Below are 16,344 nucleotides of genomic sequence, written 5' to 3' on the forward strand. Positions count from 1 at the left end.
TCAGCCTACGTCGCGCCACCGACGCCCCGGCGCCGCGCCGGATCCGGTCTCAGGCGGCGGGCGGCTTGATCTCCCCGTCGCTTCCGAACGTCGCCGCGCTGCCCCCGAAGTCGGATTGGGACAGGTCGCGCAGCGCCTTGAGCCCGCGGTTGTCCGGATCCGGCGTGGGGCGCCCGGAACCGTTCATGTACGTGGACCGGAACTCGCCACCGGCCCAGGTACCGTCCGAGTGCAGCGACACGTGCAGGACTCCACCCCAGGCCAGCCGCCCGCTGTTACTCAGCGTGCCCTGGCCGCCGGCGAAGTTGCCCAGGCTGTACGCGATCAGCCGGCCCTTGTAGAACTCCATGCCCCGCAGCACGTGCGGCCCGTGCCCGACCACCAGGTCCGCACCGGCGTCGATGACCGCGCGGGAAAACGCCATCGGGTCACCCCGGTTCTCCCCAGAGAACATCTCCGTGCCCCGCTTGACGCGGGTCTTGTCGGAGCCCTCCGCGCCCATGTGCACCTGGACCACGACCACGTCCGCCTGCTTGGCCGCCTGCGCTACCACGCGCTTCGCGGCCGCCAGGTCGATCAGGCTGTTGGACCACCGGTACGAGGAGAACCCCAGCACCGCCACCTTGACGCCCTTGACCTCCACGACCGTGATCTGGTCCGGTGCCCCGGTGTGCTTCAGGCCCTGCGCCTCCAGCGCCTGCTGGGTGTTCTCGTACCCGGCCGCGCCATAGTCGTACCCGTGGTTGTTGGCCTGGTTAAGCAGCTTGAACCCGGCCTGCTTGAGGTGCTTGGCGTACTCCGGCGGCGCCCGGAACTGGTGGCACGCGGTGGAGTTCGCGCCGCACTTGCGGACCCCGGTGTCGTTGGTGAGCGGCTCCTCGAGGTTCCCCATCGGCAGGTCCGACTTGAGCGCCTCGCGCACCGCGTCGAAGAAGCCCTGCCCGCCGTTCGGGGGCAACCGCGACGGGGCGTTGCCCATCACGATGTCGCCGGTGGCCGAGAGCGTGATCACCTGGTCCGGCGCGGCATCCTCGGTCGGCGCGGCCTGCGTGGCGCCGCCGGTACCGCCCGGCGCGTCCGTCGGCGCGGCCTGCCAATGCCCGGGGCCTCCGTCGCCGCGGATCACCGCCGCGTACCCGGCCACCGCCGTACCGACCAGGATCGCGAGCACCGCACCGACCACGACGAGGCGTCGCCGGACCGCGGACCGGTGGCGATTGGACGCGTAAACCCCCTGGGACATCGCCGCGACGATACATGTGGGACGCCCGCCCCGGCAGCCCATAGTCCGACACTTCACCGGAGCGGCCGCAACCTCTGACCGATTAGTTCGTTACGGTCTGCTTCTCCGACCAGGGGACCGTGCCATCGCCGGCCACGATTGCCTGGTGAACCGCCCGGGCCACCCGCGCCCCCCACACCGACCGTGGCCCGCCGTACTCGGCGCGGGGGCCGTCCGGGTCGCACAGGATCACCACCGCGTCGGTGGGCGTCCCGGTGGCGGGTAGATCCAAGTCGCGCAGCGCCTGCGCCTTCGCCTCAGCCACCGTGGCCACCAGGTTGACCAGCGCCGCGTCCGCCAGTCGCGCCGGAATGTCCAGTACCACGTTGATCGTCCCGATCCGATGGGTCCCGATCGAAGCGGCCGAATTGGCGGCGGCCTCGCCCTCGGCGGCCCCACCCGCGACGCGCTCGCCCACGTCGAGACTCCGGCCGGGCCGCGGTAGGCGGGTGGCGGGTTCGGCGGCCCAGGTCGGGAGGCCGAGGCCAACGGTCGCCCAGGCGGTGACGCCCTCGTCCGCCATGGTGACCACCTCCGTCACGTCGACGCCCGTGAGCAGCCCGGCGCCCGGCCCGCGCAACCCCAGGCCGTCGGCCAGTTCCGCCAGGTGCACCGCCGGGTCGTCCCGCCGGTACGACATGGGCACGGTCGCGTTCAGCACCCAGTACCGGAGACCCAGGCCGCCCCCCAACGGCCCGGAGGCGATCGCCAACCGCGGCCGCGGCAGCCGCCAGATCAGCATCGGCGCGGAGCGAACACCCTCCGGGCGATACCTTATTTGCGGCACCAGGGTGTGCATGGCCGCAGAGCCTACGGCCATACGCCTCGTCAACCGCCGGATCCACGACGTACCCTTCGGTCGGCAATTGGGGCACGGGCGGCTGCGAGGGACAGCGGGGTGGCCGATCGGTACCGCACCGGATGCGCCTAGACTGACAACGCGCGGAATATGCGCAGGTGGAGGTGCGGCTATGGACGAGATACTGGCCCGCAGCGGAATCTTCCAGGGTGTGGAGCCCGAGGCAGCCGAGGCGCTCGCCAAGGACATGGAGACGCTGGAGATCCGCAAGGGTGAGGTCCTCTTCAACGAGGGCGAGCCCGGCGACAGCCTGTACATCGTCCTGTCCGGCAAGATCAAGCTCGGCCGCCGGGCCGCCGACGGCAGGCAGAACCTCATCTCCGTGATGGGCCCGTCCGACATGCTCGGCGAGCTGTCCCTGTTCGACCCGGGTCCGCGCACCGCCACCGCCACCGCGGTCACCGACAGCCGCCTCGCCCGCCTCCGCAAGCAGGCCCTCCGCCCGTGGTTGCACAACCGGCCGGAGATCTCCGAGCAACTGCTCCGCGTGCTGGCCCGCCGGCTGCGCCGCACCAACGACAACCTCGCCGACCTCATCTTCACCGACGTACCGGGCCGGGTCGCCAAGACGCTGCTCCAGCTCGCCGGCCGCTTCGGCACCCGCGACGGCGGCGTCCTGCGGGTCACCCACGACCTGACGCAGGAGGAGATCGCCCAGCTCGTCGGCGCCTCCCGCGAGACGGTGAACAAGGCGCTGGCGGACTTCGCGTCCCGCGGTTGGCTGCGCCTGGACGGCAAGTCCATCATCATCCTCGACCCGGAGCGCCTCGCCCGCCGCGCCCGCGTCTAGCGCCCTGCTTCCGAAGGGTTGGTCGAGCCGCGGGAGACCGCCTAGGCGGCGGATTGTCCGGATACAGTCTTATGTCCGGGTAATCCGGCAACGCCACAGATCGTCGTCTGCGGCCGGCGCGGCCGACCATGCCCCTCTGAAACAGCGCTAGGTAACCCGACCCACACTCCCCGCCAAGGCGAAGGACAGGAACCGCACCCGTGGCCCCGCGTCGTCGGCTGCCCCGGCGCGACCTCTATGCACCGCTCCCGCTGCGTTAGCCACAGGGGCTGTTGCGGTGCGTGGTGGGACGGTAACCTTCTGCCTGCTCGGGCCGGTGTCCTGGGGAGGTACGCAGTGGCTGTCGAGTGCATCAACTGGGGCGTCTACGACGTGCCACGAATCTGGCAGATGGTCGCCGGGGAGAACGACGAACGCGGCTGGGCCCAGGTCACGGCCTGGTACCGCCTCCAGTCGGCGACCGACGCGCAGCGAGAACGACTGGTGGAGTGCCGGCGATCACTCGAACACAGGTGGCCGCCGACACACAGCGAAGCCGCCCGCCTGTTCGTGGAGTACCTGAGCGGCCTGATCGACTCGATGGACGAGACCGCCAAGGCTGCGGCAAGCACAGCACGCGGGTTGAGCGGGATCATGCACGCGCTCGCACGGGCGAAGGCACAGATCGAGCCGATCCACGAAGAGTGGCAACGAGTCGCCAACGACTGGAAGCCCGAGTTCCTCTTCAAGGACCAGGAACCACTCAACCGGCAAGCCCGAGCGATCATGACAAACACGGACCGAGAAATCATCGATTATGCCGCCATGATCCGGATCCCTCAGAAGTACCGAGAACCCTCAAGGATCGACGGCGGGACGCCTCTGGATCCGCCTCCGCGTATGGGCGATAATCACGGAGACAGCGACGCCGCAAATGCCGGTTCAGGTGGTGGCCAGATCAGAGGTACCTACACCAACTCGCTTCCACCAATTCAGCACGATCCACCCGCCCCGCTCGCGCCAGGAGACGTCCCTAATTCACGGCAGGACGCGGGTCCCGCATTGGCGGGAAGCCCCTCTGCCCCCAATCATCCCGTAGCACCCAACAACCCTCCCGCCCCTGACAGCTCCCGGAACCCCAATGCCGTTGACGGATGGTCACCATCGACCGCTTTGGGAAGAAGCACCAAGTTTGACGGCGCGACGATCAGGCCGAATCATTCGATCGTCAAGCAAGTTGCCCAGCCAAGAGAGTACCGGCCGATAGGCAGTGCACGTATCACTGAACCGATAGGTGATGTTCCCAATACGCGAGGCGCGCATGGAGATTCGATTAGCGGCGGCCCAATCAACGGAATGAGCACAGGGAGAGGGAACCAACGCAGGCGCCACCGGGTTCGAATAGAGGAGGAATGGACAACCCGGCAAGGCGTACCGCCAGTGATCGAACCGAGTATTGATGAGCCATACCACGGCCCGGGACCCAGCGTGATAGGCATCGATCATTGAAGTATCGACGCCAGATCATCCGACTCGCGCTCGCCGCGTCTTTTGTGGTTACCCTGACCGGAGGACTGATTGGCGTCTCCGGCTTGCCCGCCAAAGCCGATTGGGTACGTGACCAACAGTGGCATCTACGCAGCCTCGACGTGACAAATGCTCACCGACTTAACCGTGGCGCTGGAATAACCGTAGCCGTCGTTGATTCTGGCGTCGACGCCAAACATCCGGACCTTTTTGGCAAAATCCTTCAAGGAATCGATCTTACAGGCGACACGACCAGTGAAGGTCGAGGACAAAATGACCTCGACGGTCACGGCACCGCGATGGCCGGTCTGATTGCCGGCGGCAACCCTAGCTCTGACAAGGGGGTCCTTGGCATCGCCCCTGACGCCCGAATCCTCCCCGTCCGGGTGAAGGTGCATGGAATCGATCTTGGCGGAACGGGATTGGAATCTGGAATCCGGTGGGCAGTTGCTCAGGGCGCCCAGGTGCTATGCATTGCTATGGCCGACTCGCAGTCAGATGAGAGCCTTCGTACGGCCATTACAGATGCCATCAGTTCGAACGTTGTGGTCGTCGCTGGCGTGGGAAATCGGCCAATGTTTGACCATGCCGGCTTTCCGGCTGCATATCCAGGCGTCCTCGCCGCAGGAGGCCTTGACCGGAAGGGCAACCACGCTTCCATATCCGTGACCAGCACAGCCGTAGTCCTGTCCGCGCCGGCGGTTGACATCGTCTCAACCGACACCGGCGGTGGCTACCGACAAGGTACGGGCACTAGCGACGCCACCGCTATCATCGCTGGCGCCGCCGCTCTCATACGATCCAGATACCCCAATATGCCGGCCGCCGAGGTTGTCCATCGCCTCACGGCAACCGCCATAGACAAGGGACCACCCGGCCGGGATGACCAATACGGCTACGGCGCCCTCAACCTCGTCGCTGCCCTGACCGCCACCGTCCCGCCTTTGCCCACGCAAGCACCCACCGCCGCGGTAGCGCCCCCGCCCGAGACCGATGCCGGGCCCGCGCGGCCCCGTCCGCTGATGATCCTGCTCGCCGGCTGCGCCTTGCTCACCATCACCGCCGCAGCGGCTGCAATCTTCTACTTCCGCCGCGCTTAGGCCTCGCAAGCAACGCGAGAGAGCGGTCGCAGGCTGCGTCTCCGCCCGCACAGCAATGCGGTGAGCTGGGACTTCGCGGTGTGCTGACGAAGATCCGTGTCGGTTGGCGGGAACCGCTCGTTACGCCAGTGGCGATCATCTGCAGCGGCCCGATGGGGATCATGAACACGTTCAGCGGACAGCGGTGGGGAGACTGGCGATGACGGTCCTGGACACGGCCGTGGACCCACGCACTCCATCTTTTGCGGACAACGCGGCCGCGATGTCGCACCGGTTGACGGAGCTGGCGGAGGCACTGGAGGCGGCCCGGGCCGGGGGCGGGGAGCGGTACGTCACACGGCATCACGCGCGGGGGCGGTTGTTGCCGCGGGAACGGATCGAGTTGCTGGTGGACCGGGATTCGCCGTTTCTGGAGCTGTCACCAGTGACGGGTTGGGGTACCGGGTACCCGGTCGGGGCCGGGGTGGTGACCGGGTTGGGGGTCATCGAGGGCGTCGAGTGCGTCGTGGTGGCCGACGATGCGACGGTGCCCGGTCGGGCGGCGAATCCGTATGCGGCGGCGAAGGTGCGGCGGGCGGCGAGGATCGCGCTGACCAACCGGTTGCCGTTGGTGGCGCTGGTGGAGTCCGACGACGGAGAGGCGCCGGCCGACCTGGACGCGTACGTGCCCGTGGGTGGGTTGTACCGGGATGTGGCGCGGTTGTCGGCGGCACGGATGCCGTCGGTGGCGGTGGTGTTCGGGAATGCGGTGGGTGACGGCGCGTACCTGCCCGGGGTGGCGGACTGCACGGTCATGGTGCGGAACCAGGCGAAGGTGTCGCTCGCGGGGCCGGCCACGGTGACGGCGCTGACCGGGGAGCGGCCGGATGACGAGTCGCTGGGCGGGGCGGAGATGCACGCGAACACGAGCGGGCTGGCGGATTTTCTGGCGGAGGACGAGCGAGATGCGGTGCGGCTGGCACGGCAGTGTGTGCGGCGGCTGAACTGGCGGAAGTTGGGGCCGGGGCCGCGGAGTCCGCTGCCGGAGCCGCCGAAGTATGACCCGGATGAGTTGCTGGCCATCGCGAGCGCGGATCTGCGGACGTCGTTCGACCCGCGGGAGGTGCTGGCGCGGGTGCTGGACGGCAGCGAGTTCGATGAGTTCAAGCCCGGCTACGGGGAGGCGATGGTGACCGGCTGGGGCGAACTGCACGGGTATCCGGTGGGCGTGGTGGCTAACGCGCGCGGGCTGCTGGGGTCGGCGGAGGCGCAGAAGGCGGCGCATTTCGTGCAGTTGGCGAACGCGTCGGAGACGCCGCTGCTGTTCCTGCAGAACTCGGCCGGGCAGTTGGCCGGGGCGGAACAGGAGCGGCGCGGAGCGGTCAAGCACGGTGCGCTGCTGCTGAGCGCGGTGGCGAACTCGACGGTGCCGCACCTGGCGGTGCAGGTCGGGGCGGCGTACGGGGTGGGCAGCTACGCGCTGTCGGGGCGGTCGTTCCAGCCGCGGTTCCTGTTCCGGTGGCCGAACGCACGGACCGCCGCGATGCCGCCCGACCAGGTCTCCGCCCTCCTCTCCGCGTTGTCCCAGGACACCGGACGGGACGGCGGGGAGCCGGGCTCCGACACGCTGGTCCGGCAGCGGATGGGGGCCGAGTCGGGGGCACTGTTCCTGTCCGGGCGGCTGTACGACGACGGCGTGATCGACCCGCGGGACACCCGGACGGTCCTCGGGATCTGCCTGTCCGCGATCGCCAGCGGACCGATCGAGGGCGCTGGCGGGTACGGCGTCCTCCGGATGTGAGGTCATCGTGATTCGACGCCTGCTCGTAGCCAACCGGGGCGAGATCGCCCGGCGCGTCTTCGCCAGCTGCCGCGCGGTCGGCATCGAGACGGTGGCCGTCCACTCGGACGCCGACGCGCGCGCGCCGTACGTGACGGAGGCCGACTACGCGGTCCACCTGCCGGGGAACTCGCCGACAGCCACGTACCTGCGCGGGGACCTGATCCTGGCCGCGGCGCGCAAGTCGGGCGCGGACGCGATCCACCCGGGTTACGGGTTTCTGGCCGAGAACGCGGACTTCGCCGCGGCGGTGACCGACGCCGGCCTGACCTGGGTGGGGCCGCCGCCGAAGGTGATCGCGGCGCTGGGTTCGAAGATCGAGGCGAAGGCACGGTTGGCCGAGGCCGGCCTGCCGGTGCTGCCCGGCTACCCGGAGCCCGAACTGGTCGAGGAGTACCCGGTGCTGGTGAAGGCGGCGGCCGGGGCGGGCGGGCGCGGCATGCGGCTGGTGCGGGAGCCGGAGACGCTGGCGGAGGCGGTCGCGGCGGTGCGGCGGGACGCGGCCGCGGCGTTCGGCGACGGCACCGTCTACTGCGAACCGTACGTGGACCGGGCCCGCCACATCGAGGTGCAGGTCGTCGCGGACGCGCAGGGCAGCGTGCTCACGTTCGGTGAGCGGGAGTGCTCGGTGCAGCGGCGGCACCAGAAGATCGTCGAGGAGAGCCCGTCGCCGGTGGTGCCGCCCGCGCTGCGCGAGCAGCTGTGCACAGCCGCGGTCGCCGCCGCCCGCGCGGTCGGGTACGTCGGCGTCGGTACGGTCGAATTCCTCCTCGACCCGGCCGGCGACTTCTACCTCTCCGGGTTCAACACCCGCATCCAGGCCGAACACCCGGTCACCGAGCTGGTCACCGGCGTCGATCTGATCCGGCTCCAGCTGCTCGTCGCCGAGGGCTCACCGCTGCCATACCCGGCCGCGCCGCCGATGCGCGGCCACGCCATCGAGGTACGGCTGTGCGCCGAGGACCCGGCGTACGCGTGGCGATCCGCGACCGGGGTGCTGCACCGGTTCTCGGTGCCGGAGATCGCCGGCGAGTTCCGGCCGCTCCCGCAGCCCGGGCTGCGCCTGGACGCCGGGGTCGGCGAGGGCGACGTGATCGGCGTGCACTACGACGCCCTGCTCGCCAAGCTGATCGCCTGGGCGCCCAGCCGGTACGACGCGGCCCGGCTGCTCTCCGGTGCGCTGGTGCGGGCCGAGGTGCACGGCGTCGCCACCAACCGTGACCTGCTGGTCCGGGTGCTGCGCCACCCGTCTTTCCTCACCGGCGACGTGGACACCGCGTTCCTCGACCGGCACCCCGAGGTCTACGCGCCGCTGCTGTCCTCGGTGGACGCGGTCCGGCTGTCGTGTCTGGCCGCCGCCCTCTCCGGCGCGGCGGAGCGGCGGGCCACGGCGCCGGTCCTGCGGTCACTGCCGTCGGGGTGGCGCAATGTGCCCGCCGGTTCGCAGACCACCGTGTACGACGGACCCGCCGGCCCCGTCGAGGTCGGGTACCGGCTGGACCGCGCCGGCGAGTTGGCGCACTGGTGGGTCCGCGCCGTGGACCCGGACGAGCTGGACCTCGCCGGCCTCGGGCACGTGCAACCCACGGACGACCACCCGCCGGTCGCGGTGGTCTCCGCGCAGCGGGACAGGGTGGTGCTGGACGTGACCGGCATCCGGCTGGCGTTCAACGTGCACCGGGTCGGTGCGGTCTCCTACGTGGACAGCCGGGAGGGGTCGATGGCCCTGACCGAGTTGCCCCGCTTCCCCCGCCCGGCGCCGGAACCGGGCCCGCTGCGGGCGCCGCTGCCCGGCGCGGTCGGGCGGATCATGGTGGCGCCCGGCCAGCGGGTCGGTGCCGGCGAGGTGCTGATGACCGTTGAGGCGATGACACTGGAGCACCCGATCCAGGCGCCCGCGGCGGGCGTCGTCGCGGACCTGCCGGTCCGGCCCGGCTCGCTGGTCGACGCGGGCGCCGTCCTCGTCGTCCTCGCCGGCGAGGCCCGCTGATCGGGGGCGCTCAGCGAGCCAGCGTCGGGGCGGTCAGGGAGCCCGGACCCCGGCCGGCGAGGCAGCGGAAGAGACGGTCGCCGGCCGCGTACGCCTCCGGTGTGGGCGGCAGCACGTCGAAGCTCCAGCCCTCGCTCATCTGCAGGGTGGTCAGCAGGAACGTCTGCCGGGTGCACGCCTCGGTGACCGGCGTCGCCGCGTGCACGGCCGCGACCGCCATCGAGCGCATGCCGGCGGGCAGGTCGCCGACCGCGAACACCTCCCAGGTGTGCGCGCTGTCGCAGCGGACCGGCGTGGCCCGGGCCACCCCGCCGGCGACCGCCACCTCGTCGTAGCAGTCGACCGTGGACGGGCAGCGGACGCCCGACGGCAGCGCGACCAGGCAACCGGGCAGTGGCGCCGCCAGCCCGCCGGCCCGGCCCGTGGGCGCGCGACTCGGCGTCGCCAGCGCCGTGGGCGGGGTGGGGCGGCCGCGGTTGGCGTTGACGCCGACCGCCCAGCCGCCGCCGGCCGCCGCGGCGAGCAGCAGGACCGCGCCCAGGCCGCCCAGAAACCAGCGCAGCCGCATCCGCCATGCGCTGCCGCCCCCGAGCTCCACTGGCGTGGCGGGCGACGGTGCGGCGACGTTCAGCGGGCGGGTCGGATGATTCGGGATCGCCGGGTCGTCGGGCTGGCCGCCGTAGGACGGTACGGGTGGCCCGGGCGGCCCCGAGGCCGGCGGCGCCGGGAACGGCTCCAGCGGCAGGCCCACGAGCGCGTCGCGCAACTGCTCCGCGGTCGGGCGCGCATCCGCGTCGTTGGCCATGCCGGCGCGCAGCACGTCGAGCAGTTCCGGCGGGACGCCGGGCAGGTCCGGGATCGGCTCCTTGAACATCTCCATGAGCGTGATCAGGCTCGGCGCCCGGTCGTCGTTCCAGCGCGGCGGCTTGCCACGCATCAGCGCGTACAGGGTGGCGGACAGGGCGTACACGTCGGCGCAGGGCGACGGGTCGCTGTGGCCGAACATCTCCGGCGGCGCGTACGCGGGGGTGAGCACCTCGAGCGTGATCGAGGCGTCCCGGGCCTCGGCCAGGATCGCCAGGCCGAAGTCGGCCAGGGCCGGCTCGCCGAAGTTGGAGTAGAGGATGTTCGCCGGCTTCACGTCCCGGTGCAGGACGCCGAGCGCGTGCGCGTCGGCCAGCGCATCTGCGATCTTGATGCCGACGTCGCGCGTCTCCGCCGCGCCCAGCGGCCGGGTGCGCATCCGCTCGGCGTACGAGCCCCGGCACAGCTCCATGATCAGGTACGGGTGCTGGTCGGTGGTGACCCCGGCGTCGAACAGGTCCACCACGTGCGGGTGGGACGACATGCGACCGGCGGCCCGGGCCTCCCGCAGGAAACGGCGCTGGTCCCGCTCGCTGTCCAGGGTCCGATTCTCCACCTTGACCGCGACCTCGCGGCCGACCGACTCCTGCACCGCGCGGAACACGGTGGCGTACCCACCGCGGGCGAGCACCGACAGCCCGGACAGACCGGGCACGGCCGGTCGCCGGAGGCTCGGGGGCTCACCGCTCACGGTTACGAAGGTACTTCACCGTCGAGGCGGACCACTGTCTCGATGGGTACGCTGCCCGAGTCGCCGGCCCGGCAACCGCCGAGGGACGCCAGCACCGCGTCGGCCGCCGCACGCTCGCAGACCTGCTCGGTGGCGTACGCCAGGCGCACCGCCTCGCCCGCCGCCTGCCTGGCCTGCTCGCCCAGCCCGGCGGCGGCCCGGGTCTCGGCCAGCAGCCGCCAGGCCCGGACCCGGCTGCGCACGTCCTCCGCCGGTGCCTGCACCGCGCGGCTGGCCCAGCCCACCGCCTCCTCCACCCGGCCGTCGGCCAGCAGCGCCTCCGCGTACGCGGCGACCGCCTGCCGGCGCGGGTACAGCATGGACGGACCGTCGGCCTGCTCGGCGATCGGTGCCAGCAGCCGGACGGCGGCGCCCGGCTCACCGGCGGCCAGGCGCGCACCGGCGAGCAGCACCCGGGGGCCGACCTGGGTGGCGGCCAGCACCTCGTGCGGCTGCACCACGGACAGCACCGCCTGCGCCTCCGCCTCCGCGGCTTCGACCGCGCCCTGCTCCAGGTTGACCAGCCCCCGCGCGGTGCGGGCCATCCCGATCAGCAGCGGGTGCCCGGTGCGCTCGCTGTGCCCCAGCGCGTCGGTGAGCAGGTCGATCGCGTGCTCCGGCTCGGCCAGCCCGCGGGCGATGAAGCCGCGCACCACCAGCGCCAGCCCTCGACCCCAGTCGTCCGCGGCGGCCACGAACTCGCGGTACGCCCGCCGCGCCTCCCGGTCGGCCTCGGCCAGCTCGCCCAGTTCGGCCGAGGCGAACGCCTCCACGGCGCGCAGCGTGCCCACCGCCCACGACTCCCCGACCCGCTCACCGAACGGCAGGAACACCCGGGCCAGCCGCCGGGCCTCGGCGAGCCGGCCGGCCAGCAGCCGGGTGAATGCGGTCGTGCCGCGCAGCCAGGCGCGCCCCATCGGGTCGTTCAGCTCGGCGAACAGCCGTGCGGCGCGCCCCAGGGCGGCGTCCGCGCCCGCGAAGTCGCCCCGGGCCGTGGTCACCCAGGCGAGGTTCTGCAGCGACCACGCCTGGCTGCGCCGGTCCCCCACCTCGGAGGCCACCCGGTACGACTCGGCGAACCGGCCGCCCGCCTCGGACAGCCGCCCGGCCAGGTAGTCGGCCATGCCGAGCCGACGCATCGCGTCCGCCCGCTCGGCCGGCAGGTCGGCGTCGGCGGCGACCTGGAGGGCCTCGGTCCAGGCGGCGACCGCGTGCGGCTGGTCGCCCACGACGGAGTGCGCCTGGCCGGCCACGATCAGCGCCTGGGCCCGGATCAGCCGATCGTCCCCGGCGTTCGCATTGATCTTCTCGGCGAAGGCGAGCGCCTCAGCGGGGCGCCGGTGCTGGAGCAGCGCCTGGGCGTGCACCAGCCGGTCCGCCGCCGGCAGCGCCTCGCCGGCCAGTTTGGCGGCGCGCTCGGCGTACTCCACGGCGAGCGCCGGCTCGCCCGCGGTCACCGCCCGCCGGGCCGCCCGGCTCAGCGCCGCGACCCCCAGCGGCGCCACCGCCCGGGCCTCGGCATCGGCGCGCAGGCCGACCGCGTCCGCCAGCTTGGCCGCCCGCTCGACGTGCTCGGCGATGAACGCGTCCCAGAGCTGGCGGGGCGGCGTGGCGGTGAGCGGGGGCGCGGCGGCGGTGCGCACGGTCGGGACCGCGTCGGCCCGGTCCCCGTGGCGGGCCTGCGCCGCCCAGCCGGCCAGGAACGCGTGCAGATCGGCCAGGTCGGCCCGGCCGATGCCGGCGTAGGCGGCCTCCCGCATCAGCGGGGTGGCGAAGGCGTACCCGCCGCGGACCCGGTGCAGCATACGGCGCTGGAGCAGCTCGTCGAGGGCGCGCTCCAGCTCCACGGCGGCGACCGCGGCCGGGCGACCGCCGCGACCCGCACGCCGCTCGCGGAGCGCCTCCAGCGCCCCGGCCGGCACGGTGTCGCCGACCACGGCGGCGTCCCGCAGCACCGAGCGGGCGTCCACCGGCAGCGCGTCGATCCGGGCGGCGAGCACGGCCGCCAGGTCCCGGGAGAGCAGGCGGCTGCCGAGCGAGCCGGGCGCCAGCCGCCACTGCCCGCTCTTGGTGACGCCGACCGCGGGCGTCAGCGCGCCCCGCTCCAGCAGCAGCGTGACCAGCTCCGCCAGGTAGAACGGGTTGCCCTGCGCGGTGGCCAGCAGCCGGTCCTCGTCCGACTGGGACAGCCGGCCGCCGGACAGGTACGAGGTCAGCAGCCGCGCGGCGTCGGCACCGCGCAGCGGCTGCAGGGCGAGCACCTCGGCGTCGGCCAGGCGGGTCAGCGCACCGGCGGTGCGGACCAGCTCCGGCCGGCCCAGCAGCAGCACCAGCACCGGACCGATCAGCTTGGCCAGGGTGACGCCCAGCGCGTTGACCGTCTCGATCGTGGCGTCGTGCAGGTCGTCGACGACCACCAGCGTCGGCGCCTCGGTGGCCAGGCCGGTCAGCAGGTCGGCGACGGCGGTCGGCACCGCCTCGGTGTCCGGCTGGGGCGCGGGGCCGGTGCCGGTCCACTCCAGCGCGGCGCCCGGCCCGGCGTGCGTGGTGGGCAGCTCCCCGTACCCGAGCAGGGCCAGCAGCAGGTCGACGGCGATCGGCGGGGCGTCCGGGCCGGAGCGGGACAGCCGCTGGGCCAGCCGGCGCAGCCGCTCCTCGGCCACCTGCCGGCCGCCGCTGGCCGCCTCCGCCGGCAGGCCGATCGCGGTGCGGACCAGGTCGGCCAGCGGCGCCAGCCGGCGGCGCTCGCCGTAGGCCGCGCACCGGACCGACAGCACCCGGGCGCCGCTGTGCGCGGCGTACCGCCCGGCGCCCGTGTCGTAGCCGGCGGCGAAGCGCTCCACCTCGGCGGCGAACCGGGTCTTGCCGATCCCCGCCTCGGCGGTCATCAGCAGCACCTGCGGTTCGCCCCGGTCGATCACCTCGGCGAGCCGGCCGGCGATCCGGCCCAGCTCCGCCTCGCGCCCCACGAACGGCGCCTCGTCGCCCAGGCCGGACCGGGTGCCCGGCGCGTCGTGCAGGCCGAGCAGTTCGTACGACTCGACCGGGGCCCGCTTGCCCTTCAGCCGCAGCGGCCGCAACTGCCGCCAGGAGGCGACGTGCCGGGTGGCGGCGCTGGTCCGCGCGCCCGCGTAGACCGCGCCGATCGCCGCCGCGTCCGCCAGCCGGGCGGCCGTGTTCACCGTGTCCCCGATGACGGTGTACTCCAGCGCGGCCTGCACCCCGGCGACCACGTCACCGGTGTTCAGCCCCACCCGCAGGCCCAGCGGGGCACCGCCGCCGCGCTCGTCGTCCAGCACCCGGCGGACCGCCCGCTGCATGGACAGCGCCGCCCGGACCGCCCGCTCGGCATCGTCCTCGTGCGCGACCGGCGCACCGAACACCGCCATGATGCCGTCGCCGGTCAGCTTGTCCACGTGGCCGCCGAACGTCTTGACCGCGCCGGCCAGTGCCGCCATGACCCGGTCGGTGACCGCGCCGACCCGCTCCGGGTCCAGATCCTCGGCCCAGGCGGTGAAGTCCGACAGGTCGCCGAAGAGGACGGTGACCACCCGACGCTCGGTCGCCGGCAGGGTCGCGGCCGCCTGGAGCGCGGCGCCGCAGTGGTGGCAGAACCGCGCGCCGGGCACGAGCACGGTTCCGCACACGGGGCAGGTCACGGTGTGTCCCAACTCACCGGAGGGCCGGGGAATTCCCGCTCCGCCGACTCCAGGTAGGCGAGTTGGGCGGCGACGGACATCTCGGCCGCCGGCCAGAGCGACCGGTCCACGTCCGCGTAGACCCGGGCGACCACCTCGGCGGCGCCCGTCACGCCGGCCGCCACCACCGCCCGCACCTGCTCCAGCCGGGCCTCGCGGTGCGCCAGGTAGAACCGCGCCGCCGCGGCGCAGTCCGCCAGCGCCGGGCCGTGCCCCGGCAGCGCCGGCACGTTCTCGTACCGGCCCAGCGTGCGCAGGCTGGCCAGGTACGCGCCGAGGTCGCCGTCCGGGTGGGCGACCACGGTCGTACCCCGGCCGAGGATCGTGTCGCCGGTGAAGATCACCCGCTCGCCGCCGACCGTCACCGCGAAGCAGCGGGAGTCGGCCGTGTGCCCGGGCGTATCCAGCACCTCGACCGCCAGCCCCGAGCCCGCGACCCGGTCGGTGGCGGCGCCGGTCAGCTCCAGGAACCGGGCGAAGCCCTCGGCGTGGTCCGGGTGGCCGTGCGTGAGCAGCGCGCCGAGCACCGGCCCGCGGGCGGCGACCGCGGCCAGGTGCCCCTCGTCGAGCGGACCCGGGTCGATCACCACTGCGCCGGCGGCGCCGGGCGCGCGCAGCACCCACGTGTTCGTGCCGTCCAGGGTCATCGGGCCGGGATTGGGGGCGCGCACCAGCTCGACCCAACCGGGCAGCTGGTCGGCGAGCGCCGCCGCCGGTGCCGTGACGTGCGCCGGCCCCCCGCTCCTCACCATGCCTGCGATGGTACGGCCGGGGGGTGACAACCCGGCTCGGCCGGCCGCCCGACCCGGCCCGGTACGCCCTGCGCCCGCACCGGTCGGTTCCGCACCCGCGCGGCGCCGGACCGCCGAGCTCAGTCGCCGGCCTCAGTCGCCGATCTCGACGATGACCTCGACCTCGACCGGCGCCCCGAGCGGCAGCTCAGCGACGCCAACGGCGCTGCGGGCGTGCCGGCCGGCCTCCCCGAACACCTCGCCGAACAGCTCGGACGCGCCGTTGATGACGGCGGGCTGACCGGTGAAGCCGGACGCCGAGGCGACGAAGCCCGTCACCTTGACGACCTTGACCACCCGCTCCAGCCCGACCAGCGCGTCGATCGCGGCGAGCGCGTTCAGGGCGCAGGTGGCGGCCAGCTCGCGGGCGCGGTCCGGGTCGACCTCCGCGCCGACCTTGCCGGTCGCGGCCAGCTTCCCCTCGATCATGGGCAACTGCCCGGAAACGTAGACATGGTTCCCGGACTGCACCGCGGGCACGTACGCGGCGACCGGCGGCACCACCTCCGGCAGCCGCAGACCGAGCGCCTCGAGGCGCCCGAACGGATCGACCGCCGTCATGACTTCGGCCGCTTGAAATAGGCCACAAGCTGCTCCGCGCCGGGCCCCGGCACCACGGCGACCAGCTCCCAGCCGTCCTCGCCCCAGGTGTCCAGGATCTGCTTGGTTGCGTGCACCAGCAGCGGCACGGTGGCGTACTCCCACTTCTGCATGAGCGCACCCTAGCGTGACCGCCGAAGGGGGTGATCGCCGCCCGCTTTGCCGGCTTTGCCCCCAAGATCGACTCGGCTTTCCGCAGGTTGAATGGGGTCGGATAGGGCGATACCGCGAGAATCGCGCAGCTGCTCTGATCTAGGACAACCCACATCCACAGGGGGCTGCCGGCCCCATCCGCCCCCGACAAATCTGTTCGCC

The 16,344-nt window shown here is 72.8% G+C and carries 12 protein-coding genes; 5 read left to right on the forward strand and 7 right to left on the reverse strand.

Going from position 1 to position 16,344, the window contains the following annotated elements; genetic code table 11:
- Positions 1-49: 49 nt before the first annotated feature.
- Together KJS59_RS22740 and KJS59_RS22745 are read right to left on the reverse strand one after the other, a co-directional pair.
- Positions 50-1,243 (reverse strand): CapA family protein, encoded by a 1,194-nt coding sequence (locus tag KJS59_RS22740; RefSeq protein WP_213454993.1) that lies wholly within the window; start codon positions 1,241-1,243, stop codon positions 50-52.
- 82 nt (positions 1,244-1,325) lie between these two features.
- Complete coding sequence (locus KJS59_RS22745; protein ID WP_306345193.1) at positions 1,326-2,024, reverse strand: adenosylcobinamide amidohydrolase; 699 nt, start codon at positions 2,022-2,024, stop codon at positions 1,326-1,328.
- Positions 2,025-2,253: 229 nt separating this feature from the next.
- Here KJS59_RS22745 and KJS59_RS22750 point away from each other — a divergent pair, with 229 nt between their 5' ends.
- From KJS59_RS22750 to KJS59_RS22770, 5 genes are all read left to right on the forward strand, one after another.
- Positions 2,254-2,931, forward strand: a complete 678-nt coding sequence (locus KJS59_RS22750; RefSeq protein ID WP_213454995.1) for a Crp/Fnr family transcriptional regulator — start codon at positions 2,254-2,256, stop codon at positions 2,929-2,931.
- A 336-nt stretch (positions 2,932-3,267) separates the two neighbouring features.
- Positions 3,268-4,419 (forward strand): hypothetical protein, encoded by a 1,152-nt coding sequence (locus KJS59_RS22755; protein WP_213454996.1) that lies wholly within the window; start codon positions 3,268-3,270, stop codon positions 4,417-4,419.
- On the forward strand, positions 4,416-5,537 hold the full coding sequence (locus tag KJS59_RS22760) for a S8 family serine peptidase (RefSeq protein WP_213454997.1): 1,122 nt from the start codon (positions 4,416-4,418) through the stop codon (positions 5,535-5,537). The genes KJS59_RS22755 and KJS59_RS22760 overlap by 4 nt, the downstream gene beginning before the upstream one ends.
- A 199-nt stretch (positions 5,538-5,736) precedes the next feature.
- On the forward strand, positions 5,737-7,317 hold the full coding sequence (locus KJS59_RS22765) for an acyl-CoA carboxylase subunit beta (protein ID WP_213454998.1): 1,581 nt from the start codon (positions 5,737-5,739) through the stop codon (positions 7,315-7,317).
- A gap of 7 nt (positions 7,318-7,324) precedes the next feature.
- A complete protein-coding gene (locus KJS59_RS22770) occupies positions 7,325-9,346 on the forward strand; it encodes an acetyl/propionyl/methylcrotonyl-CoA carboxylase subunit alpha (protein ID WP_213454999.1) in 2,022 nt (673 codons plus the stop codon).
- 10 nt (positions 9,347-9,356) lie between these two features.
- Here the strand turns inward: KJS59_RS22770 and KJS59_RS22775 are convergent, their stop codons facing one another.
- The 5 genes from KJS59_RS22775 to KJS59_RS22795 all read right to left on the reverse strand — a co-directional run bounded on the left by KJS59_RS22775 (position 9,357) and on the right by KJS59_RS22795 (position 16,142).
- Complete coding sequence (locus KJS59_RS22775; protein ID WP_213455000.1) at positions 9,357-10,901, reverse strand: serine/threonine-protein kinase; 1,545 nt, start codon at positions 10,899-10,901, stop codon at positions 9,357-9,359.
- Positions 10,902-10,903: 2 nt separating this feature from the next.
- Positions 10,904-14,599 carry an adenylate/guanylate cyclase domain-containing protein gene (locus KJS59_RS22780; RefSeq protein WP_213455001.1) on the reverse strand — a complete coding sequence of 1,232 codons (3,696 nt, stop codon included), beginning with the start codon at positions 14,597-14,599 and terminating at the stop codon, positions 10,904-10,906.
- A complete protein-coding gene (locus KJS59_RS22785) occupies positions 14,596-15,390 on the reverse strand; it encodes an MBL fold metallo-hydrolase (protein WP_213455002.1) in 795 nt (264 codons plus the stop codon). Before KJS59_RS22785 ends, KJS59_RS22780 begins: the two co-directional genes overlap by 4 nt.
- 132 nt (positions 15,391-15,522) lie before the next feature.
- Positions 15,523-15,990 carry a RidA family protein gene (locus KJS59_RS22790; RefSeq protein ID WP_213455003.1) on the reverse strand — a complete coding sequence of 156 codons (468 nt, stop codon included), beginning with the start codon at positions 15,988-15,990 and terminating at the stop codon, positions 15,523-15,525.
- Positions 15,987-16,142 carry a hypothetical protein gene (locus tag KJS59_RS22795; RefSeq protein ID WP_213455004.1) on the reverse strand — a complete coding sequence of 52 codons (156 nt, stop codon included), beginning with the start codon at positions 16,140-16,142 and terminating at the stop codon, positions 15,987-15,989. The genes KJS59_RS22790 and KJS59_RS22795 overlap by 4 nt, the downstream gene beginning before the upstream one ends.
- Between the last annotated feature and the right edge of the window lie 202 nt (positions 16,143-16,344).

Source organism: Rhizomonospora bruguierae (assembly GCF_018397995.1).
Taxonomy (GTDB): Bacteria; Actinomycetota; Actinomycetes; order Mycobacteriales; family Micromonosporaceae; genus Rhizomonospora; species Rhizomonospora bruguierae.

Excerpts from the sequence above, each read along its gene's own strand:
- KJS59_RS22740 (WP_213454993.1), bottom strand. The coding sequence starts at position 1,243 with ATGTCCCAGGGGGTTTACGCGTCCAATCGCCACCGGTCCGCGGTCCGG.
- KJS59_RS22745 (WP_306345193.1), bottom strand. The coding sequence starts at position 2,024 with ATGCTGATCTGGCGGCTGCCGCGGCCGCGGTTGGCGATCGCCTCCGGG.
- KJS59_RS22750 (WP_213454995.1), top strand. The coding sequence starts at position 2,254 with ATGGACGAGATACTGGCCCGCAGCGGAATCTTCCAGGGTGTGGAGCCC.
- KJS59_RS22765 (WP_213454998.1), top strand. The coding sequence starts at position 5,737 with ATGACGGTCCTGGACACGGCCGTGGACCCACGCACTCCATCTTTTGCG.
- KJS59_RS22785 (WP_213455002.1), bottom strand. The coding sequence starts at position 15,390 with ATGGTGAGGAGCGGGGGGCCGGCGCACGTCACGGCACCGGCGGCGGCG.
- KJS59_RS22790 (WP_213455003.1), bottom strand. The coding sequence starts at position 15,990 with ATGACGGCGGTCGATCCGTTCGGGCGCCTCGAGGCGCTCGGTCTGCGG.
- KJS59_RS22795 (WP_213455004.1), bottom strand. The coding sequence starts at position 16,142 with ATGCAGAAGTGGGAGTACGCCACCGTGCCGCTGCTGGTGCACGCAACC.